This window comes from Peribacillus sp. NPDC060253 (genome assembly GCF_042727425.1).
In the GTDB taxonomy this organism is placed as follows: Bacteria; Bacillota; Bacilli; order Bacillales; family DSM-1321; genus Peribacillus.
This window is the reverse complement of record NZ_JBHXAS010000017.1, coordinates 1-21,575: the sequence shown is the minus strand read 5'-3', so window position 1 is coordinate 21,575 and position 21,575 is coordinate 1. Positions and strand designations below refer to the sequence as shown.

The window sequence follows — 21,575 nt, the reverse complement described above, 5'->3', positions numbered from 1 at the left end:
AATTTTTCCGGCAAAGGGGAAAACTAAATGTCTACTTTACATATGGATTTATCCAGGTGTATTAACGAAACCAGCAAGCAAATTGAATTCTCGGGAGTAATTGGTGTGAAAACGGGAGATGATCTGATCCATTGCTCAGCCCATGGCTATTCTAATCGCTCGGATGAAATGATGAATACGACTGAAACAAGGTTCGGAATTGCTTCTGGGTGTAAACTGTTTACCGCGATTGCGATTTGCCAGTTAATACAAAAAGGGAAACTTAGGTTTGATTCTCAGCTAAAAGACTGTCTTTCGATCGTGTTTCCTGATTTCCATCAAAATGTAACGATACATCACCTCTTAACACATACATCGGGTATTCCTGATTACTTTGATGAAAACGTGATGGAGGATTTTGAAGAGCTATGGCAGAAAAATCCGATGTACCATATAAAAAGATTAAAAGACTTCCTGCCGATGTTTCAAAATGACATGATGATGTTCGAACCCGGGGAACGATTCCATTATAATAATGCCGGCTATATTTTATTAGGATTGATTGTTGAGGAACTAACAGGACATGAATTTTCCGAATATATCAATAAGAATATTTTTCTGCCTTGTGAAATGAAAGATTCCGGTTACTTCTCCATGGACAAGCTTCCTAAAAACACGGCGCTGGGATACATTGACGATGAAAACGGAACATGGAGAACAAATGTTTATTCCCTTCCAATCAAAGGCGGTGCGGATGGAGGGGCATATATTACTGCATCAGATATGTTCAGGTTTTGGGAAGGGTTATTTTCCAATCAGTTACTGAATCAAGAATATACCAATCTTTTATTGAAACCCCATATTTCTACGGAAGATGAAGGGGAATACTACGGGTATGGTGTATGGATAAGTAAAAAAAATGACGAGATTTTCAAATATCATCTCATGGGGTATGACCCGGGTGTAAGCTTCAATTCTGCGGTATATCCGGAAAATCGTATCAAAACCGTCATTACTTCAAATGAAAGCATGGGTCCATACGATATTACCTGTGTGATAGAGAAAGAACTATAACAAAAAGGAATCTTTCAATAAGGAAAGGTTCCTTAATATGAGCATTTCTTGAACTCCGAGTTATCAGCTATCCTAATGGACATCGGTTCCAAAACCAGTCATGAAGACCGGATTGTCACAAAGCATGTTAAAGACTTGAAACCTCATTCCATATATATCGGGATTGATGCTTTTTTTGGTTCTAAAGTAGTAAACAAAGGATTTGTATATTTAAATATCTTAAAGTAGAGTATATTTAATATACATAATTCTAACGGGTATGATCCGATGGAGGTTCTTTTTACGTTATGAAAGCAAGATATGAACTCGCAAACATGAATTTAACACTAAGTAATGTAACTTTACGAAATGCAGCGGATAGCTATGTTCTCTTGAAAGCTGCAGATGATCAAAATAATGAAATCACAATTAAGCTTTCCCACGGTCAAGCAGAATTTCTAGAAGAGGAATTGCGGGAAGTGAATCGCCGTCGTAAGGAAAATAGTTCTGAAATATCCGGATATGATCAGGAACGTAATCATGACGACGATTCTTTTAATCTGTTTAGCATCGATTTATTTAATGAAAATGAACAGAAGTAATTAATATTTGGTGTTCAGTTACATCGCCTCGAAACTTAATTCCCTGTAACCTTACCTTTCGATTTTAGATGGTGCTACAGAGAGTTTTTCCTCATTCCCGTCAATAAAAAATTCGAACGGCTATAAGGAATATCTTAAGCAAGGTGACCTATCGTTACCTTTTTTTTGATGGCCTGAAAAAATTCTTCACCAAAAGGAAGATGGATGATAGTACAGCAAAAACGATGAAAAATACGATGAACCCCCAAAGGCCTACCGCAGCATCTTGAAATTCCATATTCCCTCTGCTGGTAAGGGCTTGTTGTATTTCAATGGCAAATACTAAAACAACCATGACAGTAAAGGTATAAAGGAAAGAGAGTATCGTAATCCCAAAACGCATTCGGGAAATTAAATTAGATATAAATAACACGAACAAAAATATGATGATACCGATGATTCCCATTATCCAAAAATGCAGATCTTTGTCCGTTGCATTTGAATTTAATGTGTCACTCACAAAGAATAAAATGAAATCGTGAAGATTATTGACGACTTCCGCTAATATCTGGATGATTTCTTTCATTTTTCACACCTCCAATCCTTAGATTATAGCAGGTTATAAATCTATATAGAAGAGGGCTGGTTTTCAGGGGTGTAAAAGCTGACCTTACATTAACGTAATATGCGATCATAAACATGCTAAGGCGAGTATATCTTCTACTATGTAAGTGTTTCATTCTTTCGCGTTTTATTGGGAAACATAAGAAAAGCATAAGTGATGTCTTGGAAAGTCAAGACATGCAATAACAGCTAAATAAAGGTATAGTTAATGGTGAATAGATCAATCAAAATACATAGAAAAATAAAGAATAAGTTTTTTCATGGAAAGTAGGTGTACCTATTTCCAATATTTTAATGCCTATAGCGATCTTAGCGATGATTGTTTTGATCGGTTTCTTTATTTATAAGGTTAGTAAAGAATAATTTGTATGATCTTATCCTTACTCAATGTTTTCATGGTTGGAGGAAAAAAGAATGAATGATGTACATAATCATGTGTTAACGGTAATTGATTTTATGAAAACCGGACACAAAACTTGCTTTGTGAAAGTAATCGGTTTTGATGCTGAATCCGGACAGAGTTTTGAAGGCGAAGTTAAATTTGTCGGTGATTTGCCTTTTGGAGATTTGATTCATCCCGAACGGTCACATCTATCTTCTACTTGCAGGGAGTTTGTTCAGGGTGATTTGATGAACAGATATAGTCTGGGGCAGTTTGAATAAAGTGGTTGAAATTTTTATAGGGGATCTAACGAGGTGACATTTTTTACTTATTGTTTAAAATTGGTAAAATTCAGGGTATAAAGAATATGGTATGTATGAAACTTTTGTATGCCAAACTTCTCTTTTAACTGATAAAATAGCATATTTTTCCCTATTTAACTCTCGGACTATAATCCTTATAATGATAAATAAGAAAAATATGACAGTTAGTGTAGGAATATACTGTTTTTGAGGTGAGTTTCATGGTATATGCAGATATATTGAGTAATATACACTCTGCTATCTCCGGTAAAAAAGCTGATTTAAATGTGAAAATTGAACGTTTGGTAGATGCGAAAAACGATATTATAAGAGAACAGAGTATGTGCCTTAACGAGATCAGGAAAATAAAAGACCCTGAGCTAGGTGGCAGCTGGACAGGGCAGCGCTCAGATCATTTTCAGGAAGCCCGTCATGATGCCTATAATGTGATGTTCAGTATCATTCATGACGATTATGACGATTACCAATGGAAAATCGAAGCGATGATTACAAAGTTAAATGCCGAGAATACGCTTCTGAGCATAGCGGGGAATATAGCCCAAGAAGCCGACCACCTTTTAAGTAAAGGCGAAGAGGCATTTGAGCAGCTGGAAAGCAAAATATCAGATTTAAAAAGGCGGTTGTTTTAATGACGACAATCAAACTGAATCATCCTGCCGTAACGAAGCAAGTCGATCAGGTGAAGACGGCACTTGGTACAGTCACGCTCGGAAATCTGCCGGCAGGCGAACTTGGCAACAATAAATTGGAATTCACCTCGAAATGGATCGATCGGGAAACGAACCTGGAGAAGGTCTTTGAGCAATATATCAAAATCGTCCAGAAAAATGTTGAAGATACCCGTGCCAACATTGACTTATTAAAAGAACAGGATGAAGCCATCGCCCATACGTCTTCACATGGGTACCAGCCGCGATGAAAATATATGAAGCCAAGACATTGACGGCTGCAACTAAGTCGCGTGCCAAGCAATATGAAGAATTAAAGAAAGAAGTCGCAGCCCTGAAAAAGGAATTTCAGGGCATCGTTGGCTTGGATAATGAGTTTCAAGGGGCTGGTGCCACCGCCATCAAAAGCTTCTATGAAGCGCAAATCGAGGTGGCGGACGCCTGGATGGAACTTTTCACTACCCAGATCAGTTTTTTGGAAGGCATCCCGGCCAGCCTGGAAGAGGCGGATCTATCCGGAAATACGGTGGTCGAGGTTCCCTTTTTAGATGGCGAAGTCTCGACCGGCATTAACCAAGCGAAGTCGCTTGTCGATGAACAAGCGAGCGATCTTCAAAGGATCCTGAACAGCATTGACGATATCCTTCCTCTTGATATGTTCAACCAAAATGACTTTAATGAAAAAATCACGCTGGCCGGACAGAGACTGGATGACACCGTGACAAAGGTCGAGAATGTCGACCGGCAATTGGTCGAGGAATATGATGTGTCCGTCGGGCAGGAAAACGTGGCCGTTGGCTTATTCCGCGCCTTGCTTGATGCCACCAAACAGGACGGCAACGTTTCGCCGATGACGTTCAACCAATCGGCATTTAAGAATAGTGACGTCTATCAAGTGAAGGATGAAGTCGCCGGTCAGATGAAAGACTATCAGACCTTCAAAAAGGAACAAGCCGAAGCCCGGAAAATCGAACGCGAAATGGAAGAACTTGAAAACCGCCCATGGTATGAAAAAGCCTGGGATACCACAAAAACCTTTACAGGGGAATTCACGGGATATTATGATTCAATCAGGGCCTCAACCGGAGTCGATCCAGTAACGGGCCGTAAGCTGTCCGATGCCGAACGAATCGCCGCCGGCGCCATGGCAGCCGCTGGATTCATCCCCGTCGTCGGCTGGGCCGGCAGGGCCATCAAAGGCGGCAGCGCCCTATACAAAACGGCCAAAGGACTCAACGCAGCGAACCACGCACTCGATGCCTATAAAACGACAAAAGGCTTTAGCCTCCTCCAGAAAACCGAATACGGAATCTACGGACTCCTCGCAGCCAATGGCCTCGGCGAAGCGGTCACCGGCAAAGACATGTTCGGCAACCAGCTAACCGAGGAACAGCGCCAAAACGGCCTGTTGATGGCACTCGGAATCGGCGGTGTGGCAGGTGCTGCCAAGATCGCAGATAAAGTAGCGAGTGGTACAAAGTTCGTCCCTTACAGCAAGGAATTTGCGCAAAAGCAGGTTCAGAAGGCAAAAGTATTCGGCCGGCAAATCGGCAATGTGGAAGTACCTCTTCGTATCAGAGTCGAAGAGTTAGCCACGGCGTATGGAAACAACTTCAAGCATGTGACTTTTGATAAAACGACTATTAAGGATATTGTACAGAAGTTTGCGGTGAAGAGTGATGGTGGTAAGGGTACAGGCAAAGTAGTGCTAGCAAAAGGATCCATTGAAATTACAAAAGTGGAGTATGGAAAGCATTATACAAGAGAGCGAATGAAGAAAGTTTTAAAACCCAATATTGAATATACATCCCCTGGTGGTCATCTATATAAAACAGACGAAAAGGGTCGGATAACAAGTGTGGAAGGTTCTCTCGACTTAGGCAGTGGTAAACGAAACAATTATGCACAGCGGATTGCTGGAAGGGAAGATCGCTTGCCAGATGATCAAGGGGGCCACTTAATCGCTAGCATATTTAAAGGGTCTGGTCATCTAGACAACCTTGTTCCTATGAATGCCAACCTGAATATGGGAGAATGGAAAAAACTCGAAATATCTTGGGCAAAAGCTTTAGACAATATTCCTCCTAAAACAGTTGAAGTGAAAATTTATCCTGTGTATGAGGGAAGTTCAACTCGACCTACAAGTTTCGACATAGAGTATAAAATTGACGATGGTCGTTGGGAGTTAAGAACATTTGAAAATAGAGCAGGGGGATAAAAAATTGAATGAATCAAAACTAAATGATTATTATCAGAATATAGCTCAAACTGTAAATGAGATGATTCCAGAAGAATGGAGTAAAGTAATTTTGTATGGAGAAATTACTGAGGGGACAGGGACTGCGTTCTTTTTCTATCAGTCTAATATTAATGATACACTCATATATAGCCATGATATCCCTGAATTACATAGTATTAGTAGAAGGGAGTATAGAGATACATGGCGGAGGTTAATAAAGGCCTTAAAAGAATTATCAGATGAATTTAAAAATAATAATCAAGAACAATGGACCAATTTAACTTTTATTTTAGAAAGTAACGGTAAATTTAAGGTTGACTATGATTATGAAGATCTTTCAGATGCAGATGATCACGAAAGAAGGGTTATTTGGGAATATAGTCGATTAGGCCTTTTACCTGAATCTGAATATGATAAGAGTATTTTAGAAGAATACCTTAAGAAAGAATAATGGAGGATAAGAAAAGCATGTTCTTTTGTATGACCTTAACGGTAAAGTTAAGGTCTTTTGTCTTTTCATTGTTGAAATATGAATATGTATTATCTCACGTCATATCAAGTTCTTCAGATAATAGGTCATGAGGACTTAAATTCATTTAGATTTACTTCAAAAAAGTGGCTTAGAAAAAAGTAGCATGGGAAATTGTCCAGAATCACGTAAAATGAAGTAACTTACGTTCACGTCGAAAATTTTAGCTACTTGTCCACACCTTCCATCAGACCTTGCATATACAATAGTAAGGAGGGTGTTAGCATGGAGATAAATTGTTGTTTTGTAGAAAAATGTTTTGAGAACAATGACCCGAGTAAAGTATGGTACCCTGGAAAGCGTTGTAAATGTAAAAAATGCAAAAAAAGGGATCATCATTAATCTGTATGCCATTACACTACAGGGGCAGTCCTAGTGACTGTCCTTTTTTATTTAGTACGCATTACGAAATTGTGAGAGGGATAATAATTCATAAAAAACACTCAACCGAGATGGATGAGTGTTATTGAGCTAATATTTATTAAGGATTTGTCGACTTTGCTGAATGATTTCATTATTTTTATTTATGGCTTCAACATTGTTTAACTTAACATGGTCATTGATCAATTCGTTATCTTCCATATATTCAAGTAACAATTCGACGGATTTATCCAACAATCTTTCTAATTTGATATCCCTTTCTTCTGCTAAACGAGTGAGCCTTTTATTTAAATGAGAAGCGAGTGATGATACAAATGGATCTCTTCCTTCGTTCATTTGCATTCCCCCTTCAGCTTTAATAGCTCCATTATATGATGGCAAGGTTTGGAAGGCAAAACTTAAGTGATTGAGATAGAGTTAATTTTACGGATTTACGTAATAAATAAAGAAGATTCTTTATAGAGTATATAATGGAGAGAATTAAATGAATGGGCGTGTGCTGATAGCTGTGGATGATTTTTGTGTAGTTCTCCTTCTAATTCTGTTTTTACTGTATAATAATAGTATATTTTACTTTTAGGAGAAATTTTCATGGACCATGCCAGTAGTTTAATCGGTCTTTTTGCAATCATACCAATTTTGTTTTATCTAGGACTTCTTGTTTTAAGTATTTATTTTGTCATTAAAGTGATAAAATTCATTAATGCTAAGACAAAATTAGATCAGGAAAGAAATGAAAAGCTGGATGAGTTGATAAGAGTTATTGGTAAGGGGAAAGAAGATCAAAATAGACCTCTATAAAAGTAAAAAGCACATTCCCTAAGGGTCGTGCTTTTTTTTTACCTCATACTTAGATTTTCATAAATTTGAAATATAAAGGGATTTTATGATATGAAAAATAAGAAATTCGGGCGTTTTTTTGTAACGTCAAGGTAGTTGTACAAGCATTTCCTAATATGTGCCATAACATATTAGGAGGTGATTATATTGACAGTTAAATTAGAAACTTTAATGGATCGATCAGAAAAGAATATGGGGAGCGGGATACACCCAGTCGTTAAAGAAGCAGCATTGGAAATGGTTAAACGGGCATATCAAGAGGGAATTTTCGTGCAAATCAGTGCAGGTTATCGTTCTATGGAAGAGCAAGCTAAGTTGTATGGTCAAGGTCGCCTAGGTTATAGCTACAATGGAATAAACTATAGTGATTTATCGAAACCGGTCGTGACCAACGCGATGCCAGGTCAATCTTATCATAACTATGGACTAGCCATTGATTATTTCATAGTCAGTGATGATGGAAAGAATGCCATATGGACAGTTGATGCAAAATGGAGAAGGGCAGCGGCTATTGGTAAATCCTTGGGCTTTACTTGGGGCGGGGATTGGTCAAATTTTAAAGATTACCCGCACTTGGATATGACGGGCGGACTTTCTTATTCTCAGTTAAAAGCAGGAATAAAGCCTATTTTAATATCAAAAGTGAATGCAACCCCTCCACCGGTAACACAAGTTGAATCGGAAGTCATTGATAAAGACACACCTCCTAAGGACAGTGGCAATCCAACAATCAAGTCCATTCAAAAGACATTGAATAGCCGCTATAATGTGAAAATAGATGTGGATGGTTATTATGGTCAGAATACTAAAAAAGCGCTGATAAAGGGTTTCCAAACCGAATTGAATAAGCAATATGGTTCAAAGCTTATTGTTGATGGAATATGGGGACCTCAAACAAAAGCGGCTTCACCTAATGTGAGGGAAGGGGCAAAAGGGAATATCACCTATATCCTTCAAGCAGTACTTTATATGGAAGGGTATAATCCACATGGCATGGATGGTATCTTTGGGAGTGGAACGGAAACGGCGGTGAAGGCATTCCAACGGGCTGCAAGATTATCTGCCGATGGTATTGCTGGTGAAGATACATTTGCAAAACTATTCGGATGATATGAAATTGAGTTGAACCAAGATTGCCAAAATGATTTCAGATGACTGAAAGGGTCCATCATTTAAGAGGGGGCTTTTTTTGTTGGTCCTAAGAAAGATTGATTTGGATGGGTTATTTTTCACTATGAACTTGTTCATTTAATATCCCTATTTGTAAATCCTTGCTACCCTATTAAAAAGGAAGAAGTCACCTCTTATCTTGACTTTCAAACAATAAAATGAACGGATTCCTTTTTCATTGAAGAGCATTCAACATACTGTGTCGAACTACTCATATACAAAGGAAGCGCTTTCATTTATAATAATTTCAAGAATATGAAGCCGAAAGGTGTGTTCAATAAGTTGAGTAAACGCGAAGGTAATTTCTTGAAAGGTCTTTTGTTTGGTACATCTTTGAGCATACCGTTATGGATATCTTTTTTTGGATGGATAAAATTATTAATTAAGACTTTATTTTAAGAGCCTATATGGGGCTCTTTTTTAGTCGGACAATAGAGCAACCACACTAAGTGGGGTATGCTAATCTATTGTGAGGCAAAAGGAGTTCATGTTTATAACCGATGACACCACACGTACTCGATTAAATAATCGCGCGGTCATCTAATATAACATGGGCACTAGGCTACTTTAATATCGGACTGCTGATCGTTTTGACAGCGGCCTTTTTTGTGTTAATTGCCGGTGAGCAGAGGTGACTTAATATCGGCGCGCTCATCCGGGAGCATCCTTGCCGAAGAGAGTGAGGGGGGTAAAGGATACAAACGTGGCAAGATGAACCAATTCGTGGGCGGATGCGTATATATAATATAATATATTGGAAAAGGGGCGGTGCTTTTATGCGATTTTGGAAACAGGTTTTTAGACCTCAGGTTTCAGTCGGTGTATTGGCAGGCGGTCACGTATTAACCGATCATGTAGAAGGCAAAAAACTCGTTAATAAAATGTCGATAATGAAGGGTAGAGAGCCAGGCCAGGTTAAGGTCACAACGGCATTTGGACAGAAGCACTTCACACTTTCACGGATTGAGTGGGAACAAAGTCAAAATCGTAACGGTGCTAAAACTAAAAGCAACACAATTCTAAGTACAGCACTTGTAGGGTCAGTCGGTGCAATCACAGATGTAGCTGTCCGAGCAATGAAAAAAGACACTTCGAATGCGTATATTTATTTGATCGACGAAGACGGCGAGGAGAATGAAACCCTCATTCAGTGCACAAAGGATCAATTTAAGCAAGTATCCCGCATAGCTTACTAACTTCGGCCAATAAGGCGAAAGTTGGAAAGAAGGAAGACAATATGAAAAAAAAAATTATTAACTATTAAAAGCAAGGGTATGTAGTTTCATCAAAAGAATATTTGGATTTGTAGTACAAACAGACAGAGAGAATGCTTTTATTATTCCCTCTGTCTGTTAAGAATGCTCTAGAAACCTTTTGTATGACTGTTATTGGTAACAGAATGCTCAAATACACGTTTTAATTTCCTTTCAAACCTTTCTGTTAATCCGCTCCACGATCTCCATCAAATCTTTAAGCCTATCGAATTTCATCGGCGGAACACCTTTATCGAAGTGGATCATATCGGCTTCAATCATCAATATATACTTCCCGAGAATTTTCCCTGAAAGGTTGCTATCGCCGAAATCTGCCAAGAGTCCTTTGGCGGACATACTCCAAAGCTTCATACGGTGTTCGGCTTGCTGATAACATTCTCCATCGGTATGCTGTAATCTTACTTTAATATAATGATTTTGAAATACTTTCAGTCGTTTTTAACAATAAAGAGATATGTTGTTCCATCGATTCTTTATTCCATCGAAAGACTGGCCCTGAAATAGAAATAGCCCCAATGACTTTCCCTTTTGCACCGAATATAGGTGCTGATAATGCAGCTACGTTCTTCGTGATTTCTTCCTCATTTATTGAATAACGGTTATTTACAATCGTTTCCAGTTTCTGTTTAAGTATTTTTCTTTCTTCCTCTGGAAGAATGCTTAATACCTGTGCTTGTAAACCTTCACTAAGGAATGCCAAAATTACACGTCCGCTTGAGCCAAGATGTAGGGGAATCCTATTACCCACCCCTGCTCTTCTACTTATTTCCTGATTACTTACATGTTCAATTACACACATCCTGATCATGCTCGTTAACATATAAAAGCCTACCGTTTCCTGAGTTTCGTCTCTTAATTTAATTAATTGCGGATCAATTATAGAGATAAAAGGTACATCGGTCATTATTTTATTTGCATAATCAATAAACACCGTACCAAGTGAGTATTTTTTTGATTCTATATCTTGGAATACCATACCGTCCATTTTCAACGTAGTAAGCAGACGATGGGTGATAGGGGGAGAAATATTAAGGTTTTCGCTGATATTTTTAACTCCTTGTGGACCAGGTGTTTCATTTAAAAAATTGATAATTTTGATTGCGCGCTGCACCGTAGACGAAATCTTCGTGTTCATAAATAAAATCCTCCAAGTAAAATTCCATAATAAAATGATTATTAAAAATATTATATCATAGCAAGGAAATGGGCCAGTTATTGAGATGGATTAGTTTCCTTTGTCCCTGCAATCATTAAAGGGGATGCTCCAAAAAGACAACGAAAAGTGAAGTGTTGTGCACTTTATTCTTCTATTAAAATGTAGTATGAACTGTCGGAAGTATCGGGATACAGGTGCCTGGTACTGGTTGTATTATCGTCGATGATAACAAACAAAAACTGCCACCGAAGTGCATTGGGGAATTATTAATAAAAGTCCACAAGTAATGAAAGGTTATTGGAACAATGAGCAAGAAACATACAACTCATTACAAAATGGACGGCTTACACTGGTGATTTAGCCATGATGGACGAAGACGGTTATTTTTACATCGTCGGACGAAAAAAAGAAATGATTATTGTTGGCGGCTTTAATATTTATCCTCAGGGAGTTGAGGGTGTCCTATATGAGCATCCAGATGTGAAAGAGGCAGCAGTAGTCGGTATTCCAAACCAAGAAAATGGAGAAACCGTAAAAGCTTATGTTGTTCCAAAAGATGGATGCCAAATCGATTTAGACGGATTAAGAGATCAATGCTATCTTAAGCTAACACGTTACAAAGTGCCAAAGGAGTTTGAAATTCGTGATTCATTACCCCGGAACACAGTGGGGAAGTTACTAAAAAGATTACTAGTTCAAGAGGAACAAGAGAAAGAAGCGAGAGAGAATGCAAATTGAAAATCTCAAAAATAGCGGTAATGGGCTAAGAAACAAATGTATCGCAAATCGCCATGATATGTGCAATGAGGGGATATTCGGTTGTTGTATATGATATAAACGATGAAAATCTAAAAAAGACAAAGGAGTCGCTCCAACATCATATGGATGGAAGAATACGAAAAGGAGGATTAATTGATGAAGAAGTAAATGATGTATGTTGGCAGAATGACTTTTTCTTCATCGTTTGAGGAGATGAAAGATATAGAGGAGTCAAATAATGTAAAACAAAAGAGCAGGGGCGGATCGTGCAAGAAGTATAAAAAGAGGCGTTTGAAATAAAGCCTTCTGACATTTTGTAATTAAAAGGTGGCTGAAAATATTTAAATCTATTAGATGCTGCTCACAGGGCAGTTGTTAAAGCTTTCGATGTACCCGAAAAAGATCGATATCAAATTGTTCATCAGCATCCTGTACATGAATTAATAATTGAAGATACCGGGTTAGGTTTTGAGAGAAGTAAGAACATAGTAGTAATAAGTGTAACTAGTAAGCAAAGAAGGGAAGATCAGAAGCAAAATTTTTATAAAGTTTTGGTTCAAGAGTTGGGAGAAAATTGTGGAATAGAACCAAAGGATATTATGGTTTCAATTGTTACCAATGTGGATGCTGATTGGAGCTTTGGACTAGGAGAAGCCCAATTTTTAAATGGTAAATTATAAATGAAATTCTCTTAAATCCTTTGTATGTTAATGAAACGGTTGTTCTAGGTTATGGATGGGTGAGGGAGGACGAATAAAAAAAGCCCACGAATAACGTGGACTAACACGGACCGATACTATCAATCCTTACGAAAACAGCCCTATTAAAAATAGTAAATAAAGAAGGAATTCTATTAATAAGAATTCCTTCTTTATTTACTAATTGTTAAGAAATGATTTTTCGAAAAATTCCAGAAGGTACTCTAGAGTGATTGGATCACTGTAGGTGGATGCTTTACTATTTATTTCAAATATACGATCGTTCTTAACTGCAGGTATATTTTTCCACGTGTCGGTCTCCACAAACGAATTAACAACATCTGGATTTTTACTAAAGATAATATAATCTCCAGTATACTCATGAAGCACTTCCGATGAGAGGACATAAATGCCGGATTTAAGTGCCTTTTCTTTTACTTTTTCAGGCATTTTTAAATGCATTGCTTGATACAATAATTCTGTTCCCCGTGCATAATTATTTCCAAAAACATAAAACTCCTTAGCATCATTTTCAATTACAGAAACGGTTGCATCTTCACCAATTTTTGCTCGTATGGCTTCTCCTGCGGATTCTGCACGCTCTTTGAAATCATTAACCCAGTCTTTTGCTTCCTTTTCTTTGTTTAAGAGTTTACCGATTTCTACTTGCTGTGATAAATAATCTAATTTTCCCCAAGTGTATACTACAGTAGGGGCAATTTCATTTAGTTTATCAATATTTTTCATCTCAGATCCCGCTATGATTAGGTCCGGTTCCAGTTCAATGATTTTCTCCAAGTTATCTTCTGATACGACTTCCACTCCCTTTAGTCTTTCTTTAAAAAGGGGATTCATATTAGTCCATTGATCAATGCCAACGATATTACCCTCTAAAGCCAAAACATTAGGTCCATTGGAGAGAGCAATTATTCTTTTTGGATTTTTAGGAATCTCAATTGGGCCATTTTCAGATTGATACATAACTGTTTCTTTTTTAGTCTTGGATGCATTATTTTCGTTCCCTGTCTCGTTGTTCCCACAAGCACTAAGAATAAGTATGAACAAGAGTAGGAATGGAATGAATAGCTTTTTCATATTGATTTTCTCCTTGCTAATTTTAGTATGTAATTAATAATGATAGTCATTTTCAATGACTACTTCAAATATTAATGGTAATGATAATCATTGTCAATGATTATCGTTAGATTGGTGAACTATATGAAGTAAGGACTTTTAAGTAGGTATATGGATAAAGGTGATTATTCAAAATTCAACGAAAGAGTCGAGGGATAATTCCTCGGCTTTTTGTTGAATAAAGTAGGCAAATTTCAGTGGTTTATAACGGTGTTCTTTTAATTTTATTTCAGATCAATTGCTTAAAATCAAAATTATGAGTGGATAGTTGAGGAAACTATAAAGTGAAAATTAAGGCACAAAAGAAGGGTTCAACATTTAAGGTATACGCCCAAGACAAATGAAGCAAGAGTAAGAGCAAAACAATGAAGGTAAGCTACGTTTAATTGGGATTATATTTGGATCTGAGTAGGGAAGAAAACGTTTTACTCCTAAAGTATTACTTTGTATTAACTCTCTTTTTTAGCTTTGTTTTTAACTACCATAATCGTACTAGATACTGACTCTTTCTTTATGCAAATCTTATAGAACAAATATGAATTTTTATAATTTGATCTTATTAGACTAATTTGCATGTATATTCTATTGGATTAATAAACAAAGAGAGTATACTTTAAAGGTGTAGCTGAATAAGAGGAGTGGTGGATTAAATGGTGAAAATTCGTAAGGCTTTATTTTATGAAGTAGAAATGATTCGTGAACAGAGAGTGAAGGCCTATGAAGAACATGCTCAAAGCATTCCTGAAGGGCACTGGGATGCTCTGAAGAAATCTATATCGTCAGTTGCCGATGAACAGAGTGATGTTGAACTTCTAGTTGCTGATTTAGATGGGGAAGTGGTAGGTAGTGTTGCTTTGTTTCCTGCGAAATCAGATGCCTACAAAGGACTTGTTGACATGTTAGATTATCCTGAGATAAGAATGCTTGCAGTCACACCACAGGCACGACACAAAGGTGTTGCAGAGGCATTAATTAAAGAATGTATTCGTCGAACAAAAGTAAACGGTTCACAGTACATTGGCTTACATACCGCAGATTTTATGAAGACGGCTATGCGATTGTATGAACGTATGGGCTTTGTACGATTGCCGCAATTCGATTTCCAACCTGCTGATGATGGTATCATTGTGAAGGCGTATCGACTTTATCTATCGAATGAATAGGGGCAAAAAACAATCACCTTATAATAAGGTGATTGTTTTTTGATTGTAGAATAACAAATGAATGACATGCCAAGAGTTAATCATCTAAGCGAGAAAACGACAATGAAGAAAGAATGTGTTTCATAACATAATGTTTAGTCATAAACGAAAAGACAGTAAGCAAAATATAATCTCACTGTCTTTTTTGATTTAATATATTAGGTGTCCTTAATCATAAGAGCATAAAATGATAACAATTTTGATCATACAAACGATTACATACTCTTAAATGGCTCTGTTTTAATGATCACAATTCATCACCAGTCCTTAAACCTTCCTACTAATCCGCTCCACAATCTCCATCAAATCATCCGGCCTGTGAAATTCAATAGAAGAAACACCTTTATCGAACTCTATTGTATCGGATTCAATCATTAATACATACTTCCCATTAATCTTACCTAAATGGATACTATCCCCGAAATCGGCTAATAGTCCTTTGATAGATGTACTGGCCAAGCTTCATTCGCAGCTCGGCTTCAGGTGTATGTTCGACAATCTGGGCTGTGGCTTCGACGACTTGGGGGGGTTCAAGGCGTTCCTGGATTTCCCTTTTGTCGCTCGTTTCCTTTTGAATAAGTTGCTAGAATTTTTCTTGAATAATCAGATAATAAATCGCCTTTTTTTTGTGTAGCATGACAAAAGAATGAACCAAGCTGTCTGAAATTGCATTAAATATATTAACAATGAAAAGAGGTGAATTATATGTCTGGTTCTAGTTCTAAATCTGTTGATGTAGTTACGATTCTTTGGGAAAGAGCTTCGATAATACCTTTAGCTCAGCGTACAATTGTACAAGCTACAGTGATTGGAAGTGCTGCTCCTTGTGCTAACAATTTAGATCCTGGTGATTCCTACAGAGCTGCTGTACGTTGTTTACTTGGAAATAGATTTGTACAAGTATTGAACCTTGACTTCGGGCTAACCGGAGTTGCCGTGTTCATCCGTTTATTCTAGGATATTAATTGGGGGACAAAGTATTTTTGATTTAAAATACTTTGTCTTTTTTATAAATACACAAAAACCACCAGTCATTAAGATTGGTGGTTTTATTAATTTTACTAATACATGAATGTTAAGAAGGAAGCGGAACATTATCTTAGTGAATTTCTAGCTGGTGTTGATCCGATTAAATTACCTTTTGATCAATTTATTCAAGACTTGTCGATTCAAATGAAATTGAATGTAGCGGTAGTACATATCAAAACTTATATTAGCTTTAATAATTCGGAGGTGGAGGTTTGTGGCAAGTGTTGATGAAGTTATTTATCGTTCTGATACTAATGAAGTGAAAGTCAATGTAGAATCTATGTCAGCAAAAGATTACGAGGAGAAGTACAGAGAGAATTTGTATTGCGCTTTTACAGGGTGTGAGGCAAAAATGAGTTATGTATATGATAGTAAATTAAATCGTGGCTATTTTAGGAACTGGAGGCATGAACAGCATTCAGCCGATTGTGATTATTTTACTGCTAATGTAAAAAGCAAATCTGGGTCGTATAAAGAGGGAGAAGTATTTGGTATTTTAACAAAGAAGCAAAAGTATGCATCTTTGGATAGAGCATTTGACTTGTTATCGATGACAGAGGAAGAAAAAAATGAGAGAAGAAAAGAAGAAAAAAACCAAAAAAAGAGAAAACTGTCGATACTAGTCCGAAGCCTGATACAAAAGTAGTACTTGATTTAAGTGATGAAAGTACAGTTTCGAAGGTTGACGATGAAGTCAAACCAAGATTGGGGAGCAGTAAAACAGCTGATAGATTAAACGATACAGATTTAAGAAAAACCAAAACTGTTTTAGAGTATATGATAGTGAGAGCTTAAAAATAGATAGAATGATTTTGTTATCCAGCTGCATTTTATTCTCTAGGTAGGTCTTCTTAAACTATTCCACTATAAATATTAAAAGGAAATGCTTTTATTGAGCGTTTCCTTTTTTGAATTTTTATATTTTGCTTGTATAGAACTTTAATAGGAAAAACCACTCTGCTTTTTTGTAAGCTGAGCGGCAAAAATAATAATTTCATTAAATGGAAGCCTTAAAACAAAACCACTAAGACCTTGATTTTTTATTTTTTATGGTCACAACCGTGGTCACATTTTTGGTCACAAACCCTCTTTTTAACGTTAATTTCGTGGTCACAAATGTGGTCACATAAACCCTTGCAATCGTATATATTTCAATACTTCTAGCATTGACAAAGCATACAAAAGCCAATATAAAACTCTTCAAAATTCTCCAAAACCAATCTACTTCCTACTAATCCGTTCCACAATCTCCATCAAATCATCCGGCCTGTGAAATTCAATAGGAGAAACACCTTTATCGAACTGTATCGTATCGGCTTCTATCATCAATACATACTTCCCATTAATCTTCCCTAAATGAATGCTTTCGCCGAAATCGGCTAGAAGTCCTTTGACAGACGTACTGCCAAGCTTCATTCGCAGTTCGGCTTCAGGTGTATGCTCGACAATCTGGGCTGTGGCTTCGACGACCTGGTGCGTTTCAAGGCGTTCTTGAATTTCACGCTTATCGCTTGTTTCCCAGATTTCCAGGTCCTGTTCGAATTTGTGCAGTTCGTCACTGTTTTCTTCGAATTGTGCGGATACATGTTCATGAACCATGTGGATGACCTGGTTTTTCATGATTTCAGGCATCGATTCACCATATTCGACGAATTTCAAGAAGTCCTCGAAGTAGCGGGCATGTGAGGCCTGGTGGATTTTCAGTTCGGCTTCTTCGACCATTCCTTCTTCGGGCATGTAGGGGTATTGAATCGATTTCATATTTTTTGTGGTTATCGCCATTTCAACGTGCCTGATCAAAGTCCGTTCATCCGAGATGGAAGCAACCTTTGGTTCGAAATCACATTTTAACAAGAATACGAATGGCTCATCAAAATACTTTGTTAATTTTGCAGATGCAATGAGGAATACACCGCCACGGACGGCACTTGTGTCAATATAAGACCTTGTGAATTGTTCATTTTCCTGCTGGAACTCTTCTTTCGATTTAGCATAGCGAACACGGTTAAATACATTGTAATTAGGGTTGGAATCAAGTGCATGTCCTCCTTCGACAATAAAAGAACCGATTTTCGTCGGTATTTGTTCCGTTTTTGGATGACGGTCCACTTTTCTTTTGGAAATCTTCATCAATTCCCCATCCAAAAAATCCTTTAGAGGACTTTCTTCGTATTCTACAGCATCTAGAGTTTGAAAATGTTTAAATCGCTTATCAGCCTGTTCGCCTTTTCCTTCGACTTGAATTAAATAAAAAGACAGATAGTCAATCGTAAAATCCATGAATGTCACCTTCTCTAATTATTAAGCATATTTCCCGTACTTTTTTTAAGACTTAATAAGTATAGAGATGTACTTTGATTCCGTCAAACTATTGGTGTGTGAAGGATTAGATAAATATTGGTTTATTATTTCGTGAAAATAAAGATAGAGAAATAAATATTCATTGTAAATAGTGTTAGAAATTTTCAAAGCTCACCAAACCGATCTATTGAACGCATGGGAAAGATTCCAAAGTATCAAATGGAATAGTCAAGGCCTGCGTATTTGATTGTAATGACAATTAACTCATTGATCTCTAGAGGTACGAAATAAACGACTAGAATCAATAACATAATGGTCGTTATTAAAGTGTGGGTTGTTTCAGACTATGGACAAACTCGATAATAATTGAGTTTGTTTACAGTTTTTTTAGGTTTTTACAATTTGACCGTTTGTGTTTGTAGACAAAAAGGGTTCTACCAAATGTTAAAACAAGTTGATGGAACGGAAGGTACGAGACTCCTGCGGAAAAGCGCGTCCAAGGGAGACCCCGCAGGCGCATCCCGGACCGCCCGCGGAAAGCGAGTGCCTGGAGCGGAATTCAACACCTCTCAGGAGTGTTGTTTTTTGTTTGAGCGTATTTGGTTCAAAACAATTGTGTGAAATCATCTGCATTAGAGGGAAATTTATCAAATTAGATTAAGATTAACAGGTAGTATGTCGAAATATTATATATGGATAGAAAAATTGGAGGGCATTTCAATAATGAAAAGTATATGGAGAAATAAAAAAAATATAGATTTAATAGACTATATGCAATTTAAGGAACAAGTCGGGATAAACATCATGGATTATCCGAGCGTATTATTTCAAGTCGATATGATCCATTTAACGATTGGGGATTTATGTATCATTCGTTCTTTGCAAGACAAAGTAAAAGAACATTTAACCCAAATCGTTGATAATTTTTATAAAAATCTAGAAAATGAATCCTCGTTAATGAAAATCATATCAGATAACAGTTCCGTTGACAGGTTGAAAAAGAAGTTGCATCGTCATATGTTCGAAATGTTTAGCGGAAACATTAATGATGCGTATATTAAACAGCGTTACGTTATCGCACATGGACATGTGCGAATTGAACTGCAGCCAAAATGGTATATGAGTGCTTTTCAAGATTTACTGCAATCAATAATCATTTATGTGATTTCCAATATAAAGGATATTGAGCAATATCAGAATCACATTCTGGCCGTCACAAAAATTTTCAATTTAGAGCAGCAAATAGTTTTAGAGGCGTATGAGCTTGAAAATGAAAGGATTCGTCAAAAAAACTTAGAAGAAAAAGAAACGATAAAACTGCAGGTGAATCATAATGCAGAAGAATTGGCAGCAATCAGTCATGAAACAAGTTCAGCTACTCAATTAATGGCGAATAAGGTAGTAGAAATTCACGACTTTACTCAAAAGGGGTCAGAGATTGCCATAGTTGCAGAGGGAAAATCAATAGAAGGAGTAAAGCTATTACAAGGATTAGAGCAGAGATTGGTTAAAACGCAAGAGCAAATGACGATCATTTCCAAGGATATGGAACAGCTGGCCAAGACCTCAAAGGAAATTGAGCGAATCGTAACGATTATCACATCAATTGCAGATCAAACTAATTTGTTGGCATTGAACGCAGCGATTGAAGCGGCGAGAGCAGGGGAAAATGGTAAAGGCTTTGCGGTTGTTGCGGGAGAGGTAAGAAAGCTTTCCGAAAATACCAAGGAATCAGTTTCAGAAGTAGTGAAACTGGTTAGTGGCATTGCTCATTTTACCAATGTTATGAATTCATCAATCTCTGTGGTTAGCGGGGAGATTACTAAAGGCACGCAACAAGGAAAAGAAACGGGCATATTTTTTACCGATATAGCACATGCCATGCTTTCAGTAAAAGAGCAGAATATAAATATCACCAAAGAAATGACAGAACTGAATGATATATTCGATGAAATTAACGAAGCGTTCAATCAAGTGGCCATTTCCTCGGATCAACTGACTCAAACGACGATGAACTTGTAGGGTAGAAAGGGGTTTCGTGATATTTAATATTTTATTAAACAACTCGATAGAATATTTTGTTGAAAAATCCTCAAAAAGGTTTTTAGAACAAAACCAAGCTCTTTTTAAATAGCGCTTTGCAATTTGAGTTGTGATGTCGAAATCAACCATTTTAATAATTCTCTTGAAATTACAAAGGGGAAATGTTATATTAATAAAGCGATGAGCTAATTTGTGTAAGTCGAAGAACATGCTTTTAGCTAAACGTCGGGATGTGGCCTGACGGTTCTATGCCTCAAACGCATCAAAGACGCCTGCTGCGTGCAGGCGTCTTTTTCATGCTTTATTTTATCGATTCTTTTCTTGCCGCTTGAACGTCATCCTTGAATTCCTCTTGAATTTCTTCTGTTATTCCCTTGGTTGCATCCTTAAACTCCCTAAGTGAGTTGCCGACTGCGCGTCCGATTTGTGGTAGCTTATTCGGTCCAAAAACGATTAAAGCTACAAGAAGGATTAAAATTAAACCGGGAAAACCAATGTTTGAAAGCATAACTAGTCACTCCAATCAAATCTGTTAGTTCATATTATAGACTCCTGACAAGTATTTGCAAATGTTATTTACTATTTATTGTAAGGTTTAACAGCTGAAATTATACTTCGGTTTAAGCGGATCTCTACTAGCTAATTTTGTACATTGATTTAGGGAGAGAAAGTGAGCACTTGCAGAGAGCCACACGATTGGATTGAACCATTTAATAGAGAGATTCGCCATATGTAAAGATTGGGCATCCAACTATTTTCCTTAACAAGCATATAGAATAACATGAAAAAAAACTTGCAAGATTGAAGGAAGTTAGGTATTATAACTATACAAGCTGCGTTGTTCGTAATGATAATTAAGTTTTAACCTTTAAGCTGTAATAGGGAGTTTTACATTGAAAGAGGAATGTTATGCCTCGTCACTGACTTGGACAACAGGATTTTTTCTGCAAACACCCACTTTGAGGAGTGGTGGTTTAAAACTTTCTTACTTGAATACGGCAATGGCGGCTTACATATTTAGAATTAGAAACCAATTCCGATAAGGAATTGGTTTTTTGTTTTTTCAAAGAAAATGGATATATATAAGGATGTTATCGAAAATCATGATTCCTTGTAATAATCCTGGATTCAGTATATCTTTCAAACGGGTTATTGTAAGGCTTTATGATTTATGAAAAAATTTTGAAAGTTTTTATTGATATATCTGATA

At 37.0% G+C, this 21,575-nt stretch carries 23 protein-coding genes, 1 other RNA gene and 2 pseudogenes; 18 read left to right on the top strand and 8 right to left on the bottom strand.

Annotation, left to right across the window (positions count from 1 at the left end):
* Window positions 1-27: 27 nt before the first annotated feature.
* Both ACFWE9_RS06830 and ACFWE9_RS06825 read left to right on the top strand, forming a co-directional pair.
* Window positions 28-1,053, top strand: a complete 1,026-nt coding sequence (locus ACFWE9_RS06830) for a serine hydrolase domain-containing protein (protein WP_230156221.1) — start codon at window positions 28-30, stop codon at window positions 1,051-1,053.
* Between the two features lie 287 nt (window positions 1,054-1,340).
* Window positions 1,341-1,634 (top strand): hypothetical protein, encoded by a 294-nt coding sequence (locus ACFWE9_RS06825; RefSeq protein ID WP_230156218.1) that lies wholly within the window; start codon window positions 1,341-1,343, stop codon window positions 1,632-1,634.
* Between the two features lie 154 nt (window positions 1,635-1,788).
* Here ACFWE9_RS06825 and ACFWE9_RS06820 read toward each other — a convergent pair whose 3' ends face one another.
* Entirely contained in the window at window positions 1,789-2,199 is a 411-nt protein-coding gene (locus ACFWE9_RS06820) for a hypothetical protein (RefSeq protein WP_230156216.1), read from the bottom strand.
* A 452-nt stretch (window positions 2,200-2,651) separates the two neighbouring features.
* On the opposite strand from ACFWE9_RS06820, the gene ACFWE9_RS06815 reads away from it, so the two are divergent.
* The 5 genes from ACFWE9_RS06815 to ACFWE9_RS06795 all read left to right on the top strand — a co-directional run bounded on the left by ACFWE9_RS06815 (window position 2,652) and on the right by ACFWE9_RS06795 (window position 6,300).
* Window positions 2,652-2,900, top strand: a complete 249-nt coding sequence (locus tag ACFWE9_RS06815) for a hypothetical protein (protein WP_230156213.1) — start codon at window positions 2,652-2,654, stop codon at window positions 2,898-2,900.
* 242 nt (window positions 2,901-3,142) lie between these two features.
* Window positions 3,143-3,571, top strand: coding sequence for a DUF5082 family protein (locus tag ACFWE9_RS06810; RefSeq protein WP_230156211.1), 429 nt, complete (start codon window positions 3,143-3,145; stop codon window positions 3,569-3,571).
* Complete coding sequence (locus tag ACFWE9_RS06805) at window positions 3,571-3,861, top strand: YwqI/YxiC family protein (RefSeq protein ID WP_053344261.1); 291 nt, start codon at window positions 3,571-3,573, stop codon at window positions 3,859-3,861. The genes ACFWE9_RS06810 and ACFWE9_RS06805 overlap by 1 nt, the downstream gene beginning before the upstream one ends.
* Window positions 3,858-5,828, top strand: coding sequence for a T7SS effector LXG polymorphic toxin (locus ACFWE9_RS06800; RefSeq protein ID WP_230156206.1), 1,971 nt, complete (start codon window positions 3,858-3,860; stop codon window positions 5,826-5,828). The genes ACFWE9_RS06805 and ACFWE9_RS06800 overlap by 4 nt, the downstream gene beginning before the upstream one ends.
* The gene (locus ACFWE9_RS06795) at window positions 5,806-6,300 is read left to right on the top strand and encodes an antitoxin YezG family protein (RefSeq protein ID WP_230156204.1); all 495 of its coding nucleotides are present in this window, start codon (window positions 5,806-5,808) and stop codon (window positions 6,298-6,300) included. Before ACFWE9_RS06800 ends, ACFWE9_RS06795 begins: the two co-directional genes overlap by 23 nt.
* 549 nt (window positions 6,301-6,849) lie before the next feature.
* Here ACFWE9_RS06795 and ACFWE9_RS06790 read toward each other — a convergent pair.
* The gene (locus ACFWE9_RS06790; RefSeq protein ID WP_377356150.1) at window positions 6,850-7,095 is read right to left on the bottom strand and encodes a hypothetical protein; all 246 of its coding nucleotides are present in this window, start codon (window positions 7,093-7,095) and stop codon (window positions 6,850-6,852) included.
* A gap of 255 nt (window positions 7,096-7,350) precedes the next feature.
* On the opposite strand from ACFWE9_RS06790, the gene ACFWE9_RS06785 reads away from it, so the two are divergent.
* From ACFWE9_RS06785 to ACFWE9_RS06775, 3 genes are all read left to right on the top strand, one after another.
* Entirely contained in the window at window positions 7,351-7,560 is a 210-nt protein-coding gene (locus ACFWE9_RS06785; RefSeq protein ID WP_230156199.1) for a hypothetical protein, read from the top strand.
* A 186-nt stretch (window positions 7,561-7,746) separates the two neighbouring features.
* The gene (locus tag ACFWE9_RS06780; protein ID WP_230156197.1) at window positions 7,747-8,709 is read left to right on the top strand and encodes a peptidoglycan-binding protein; all 963 of its coding nucleotides are present in this window, start codon (window positions 7,747-7,749) and stop codon (window positions 8,707-8,709) included.
* 836 nt (window positions 8,710-9,545) lie between these two features.
* Window positions 9,546-9,965, top strand: a complete 420-nt coding sequence (locus ACFWE9_RS06775; RefSeq protein WP_230156195.1) for a hypothetical protein — start codon at window positions 9,546-9,548, stop codon at window positions 9,963-9,965.
* A gap of 231 nt (window positions 9,966-10,196) precedes the next feature.
* On the opposite strand, the gene ACFWE9_RS06770 is transcribed toward ACFWE9_RS06775, so the two are convergent.
* Both ACFWE9_RS06770 and ACFWE9_RS06765 read right to left on the bottom strand, forming a co-directional pair.
* Window positions 10,197-10,451: a DUF3898 domain-containing protein gene (locus ACFWE9_RS06770; protein ID WP_290370536.1), complete on the bottom strand. Its 255-nt coding sequence runs from the start codon at window positions 10,449-10,451 to the stop codon at window positions 10,197-10,199.
* Window positions 10,447-11,178 (bottom strand): IclR family transcriptional regulator, encoded by a 732-nt coding sequence (locus tag ACFWE9_RS06765; protein WP_230156193.1) that lies wholly within the window; start codon window positions 11,176-11,178, stop codon window positions 10,447-10,449. The genes ACFWE9_RS06770 and ACFWE9_RS06765 overlap by 5 nt, the downstream gene beginning before the upstream one ends.
* 384 nt (window positions 11,179-11,562) lie before the next feature.
* Between ACFWE9_RS06765 and ACFWE9_RS06760 the strand changes: the two genes are divergently transcribed.
* The 3 genes and pseudogenes from ACFWE9_RS06760 to ACFWE9_RS06750 all read left to right on the top strand — a co-directional run.
* Window positions 11,563-11,937, top strand: coding sequence for an AMP-binding enzyme (locus ACFWE9_RS06760; RefSeq protein ID WP_230156192.1), 375 nt, complete (start codon window positions 11,563-11,565; stop codon window positions 11,935-11,937).
* Window positions 11,938-11,990: 53 nt separating this feature from the next.
* A complete protein-coding gene (locus ACFWE9_RS06755) occupies window positions 11,991-12,167 on the top strand; it encodes a 3-hydroxyacyl-CoA dehydrogenase NAD-binding domain-containing protein (protein WP_356713889.1) in 177 nt (58 codons plus the stop codon).
* Between the two features lie 138 nt (window positions 12,168-12,305).
* Window positions 12,306-12,638: pseudogene (locus ACFWE9_RS06750) on the top strand (tautomerase family protein); the annotation flags it as partial.
* A 198-nt stretch (window positions 12,639-12,836) separates the two neighbouring features.
* Here the strand turns inward: ACFWE9_RS06750 and ACFWE9_RS06745 are convergent.
* Window positions 12,837-13,751: an iron-hydroxamate ABC transporter substrate-binding protein gene (locus ACFWE9_RS06745; protein ID WP_377356146.1), complete on the bottom strand. Its 915-nt coding sequence runs from the start codon at window positions 13,749-13,751 to the stop codon at window positions 12,837-12,839.
* Between the two features lie 689 nt (window positions 13,752-14,440).
* On the opposite strand from ACFWE9_RS06745, the gene ACFWE9_RS06740 reads away from it, so the two are divergent.
* Window positions 14,441-14,953 carry a GNAT family N-acetyltransferase gene (locus ACFWE9_RS06740; protein ID WP_230156188.1) on the top strand — a complete coding sequence of 171 codons (513 nt, stop codon included), beginning with the start codon at window positions 14,441-14,443 and terminating at the stop codon, window positions 14,951-14,953.
* A gap of 306 nt (window positions 14,954-15,259) precedes the next feature.
* Here ACFWE9_RS06740 and ACFWE9_RS06735 read toward each other — a convergent pair.
* Window positions 15,260-15,560 (bottom strand): annotated as a pseudogene (locus tag ACFWE9_RS06735) (DUF3898 domain-containing protein); the annotation flags it as partial.
* Between the two features lie 137 nt (window positions 15,561-15,697).
* Here ACFWE9_RS06735 and ACFWE9_RS06730 point away from each other — a divergent pair.
* Both ACFWE9_RS06730 and ACFWE9_RS06725 read left to right on the top strand, forming a co-directional pair.
* Complete coding sequence (locus tag ACFWE9_RS06730) at window positions 15,698-15,949, top strand: hypothetical protein (protein ID WP_230156185.1); 252 nt, start codon at window positions 15,698-15,700, stop codon at window positions 15,947-15,949.
* A gap of 286 nt (window positions 15,950-16,235) precedes the next feature.
* Window positions 16,236-16,667 carry a hypothetical protein gene (locus ACFWE9_RS06725; protein WP_230156182.1) on the top strand — a complete coding sequence of 144 codons (432 nt, stop codon included), beginning with the start codon at window positions 16,236-16,238 and terminating at the stop codon, window positions 16,665-16,667.
* A gap of 575 nt (window positions 16,668-17,242) precedes the next feature.
* Here the strand turns inward: ACFWE9_RS06725 and ACFWE9_RS06720 are convergent.
* Window positions 17,243-18,301: a DUF3900 domain-containing protein gene (locus ACFWE9_RS06720; RefSeq protein ID WP_230156179.1), complete on the bottom strand. Its 1,059-nt coding sequence runs from the start codon at window positions 18,299-18,301 to the stop codon at window positions 17,243-17,245.
* 744 nt (window positions 18,302-19,045) lie between these two features.
* Here ACFWE9_RS06720 and ACFWE9_RS06715 point away from each other — a divergent pair.
* Window positions 19,046-20,344, top strand: coding sequence for a protoglobin domain-containing protein (locus ACFWE9_RS06715; RefSeq protein WP_377356143.1), 1,299 nt, complete (start codon window positions 19,046-19,048; stop codon window positions 20,342-20,344).
* 322 nt (window positions 20,345-20,666) lie between these two features.
* Here ACFWE9_RS06715 and tatA read toward each other — a convergent pair whose 3' ends face one another.
* On the bottom strand, window positions 20,667-20,873 hold the full coding sequence (gene tatA, locus ACFWE9_RS06710; RefSeq protein ID WP_230156174.1) for a twin-arginine translocase TatA/TatE family subunit: 207 nt from the start codon (window positions 20,871-20,873) through the stop codon (window positions 20,667-20,669).
* 319 nt (window positions 20,874-21,192) lie between these two features.
* Between tatA and ssrS the strand changes: the two genes are divergently transcribed.
* A non-coding RNA gene (ssrS, locus tag ACFWE9_RS06705) (6S RNA) lies at window positions 21,193-21,380 on the top strand.
* Window positions 21,381-21,575 lie beyond the last annotated feature (195 nt).

Excerpts from the sequence above, each read along its gene's own strand:
- ACFWE9_RS06715 (WP_377356143.1), top strand. The coding sequence starts at position 19,046 with ATGAAAAGTATATGGAGAAATAAAAAAAATATAGATTTAATAGACTAT.
- ACFWE9_RS06760 (WP_230156192.1), top strand. The coding sequence starts at position 11,563 with ATGATGGACGAAGACGGTTATTTTTACATCGTCGGACGAAAAAAAGAA.
- ACFWE9_RS06790 (WP_377356150.1), bottom strand. The coding sequence starts at position 7,095 with ATGAACGAAGGAAGAGATCCATTTGTATCATCACTCGCTTCTCATTTA.
- ACFWE9_RS06720 (WP_230156179.1), bottom strand. The coding sequence starts at position 18,301 with ATGGATTTTACGATTGACTATCTGTCTTTTTATTTAATTCAAGTCGAA.
- tatA (WP_230156174.1), bottom strand. The coding sequence starts at position 20,873 with ATGCTTTCAAACATTGGTTTTCCCGGTTTAATTTTAATCCTTCTTGTA.
- ACFWE9_RS06765 (WP_230156193.1), bottom strand. The coding sequence starts at position 11,178 with ATGAACACGAAGATTTCGTCTACGGTGCAGCGCGCAATCAAAATTATC.
- ACFWE9_RS06815 (WP_230156213.1), top strand. The coding sequence starts at position 2,652 with ATGAATGATGTACATAATCATGTGTTAACGGTAATTGATTTTATGAAA.
- ACFWE9_RS06810 (WP_230156211.1), top strand. The coding sequence starts at position 3,143 with ATGGTATATGCAGATATATTGAGTAATATACACTCTGCTATCTCCGGT.
- ACFWE9_RS06785 (WP_230156199.1), top strand. The coding sequence starts at position 7,351 with ATGGACCATGCCAGTAGTTTAATCGGTCTTTTTGCAATCATACCAATT.
- ACFWE9_RS06830 (WP_230156221.1), top strand. The coding sequence starts at position 28 with ATGTCTACTTTACATATGGATTTATCCAGGTGTATTAACGAAACCAGC.
- ACFWE9_RS06730 (WP_230156185.1), top strand. The coding sequence starts at position 15,698 with ATGTCTGGTTCTAGTTCTAAATCTGTTGATGTAGTTACGATTCTTTGG.
- ACFWE9_RS06745 (WP_377356146.1), bottom strand. The coding sequence starts at position 13,751 with ATGAAAAAGCTATTCATTCCATTCCTACTCTTGTTCATACTTATTCTT.
- ACFWE9_RS06775 (WP_230156195.1), top strand. The coding sequence starts at position 9,546 with ATGCGATTTTGGAAACAGGTTTTTAGACCTCAGGTTTCAGTCGGTGTA.
- ACFWE9_RS06740 (WP_230156188.1), top strand. The coding sequence starts at position 14,441 with ATGGTGAAAATTCGTAAGGCTTTATTTTATGAAGTAGAAATGATTCGT.
- ACFWE9_RS06805 (WP_053344261.1), top strand. The coding sequence starts at position 3,571 with ATGACGACAATCAAACTGAATCATCCTGCCGTAACGAAGCAAGTCGAT.
- ACFWE9_RS06820 (WP_230156216.1), bottom strand. The coding sequence starts at position 2,199 with ATGAAAGAAATCATCCAGATATTAGCGGAAGTCGTCAATAATCTTCAC.
- ACFWE9_RS06755 (WP_356713889.1), top strand. The coding sequence starts at position 11,991 with ATGATATGTGCAATGAGGGGATATTCGGTTGTTGTATATGATATAAAC.
- ACFWE9_RS06800 (WP_230156206.1), top strand. The coding sequence starts at position 3,858 with ATGAAAATATATGAAGCCAAGACATTGACGGCTGCAACTAAGTCGCGT.
- ACFWE9_RS06825 (WP_230156218.1), top strand. The coding sequence starts at position 1,341 with ATGAAAGCAAGATATGAACTCGCAAACATGAATTTAACACTAAGTAAT.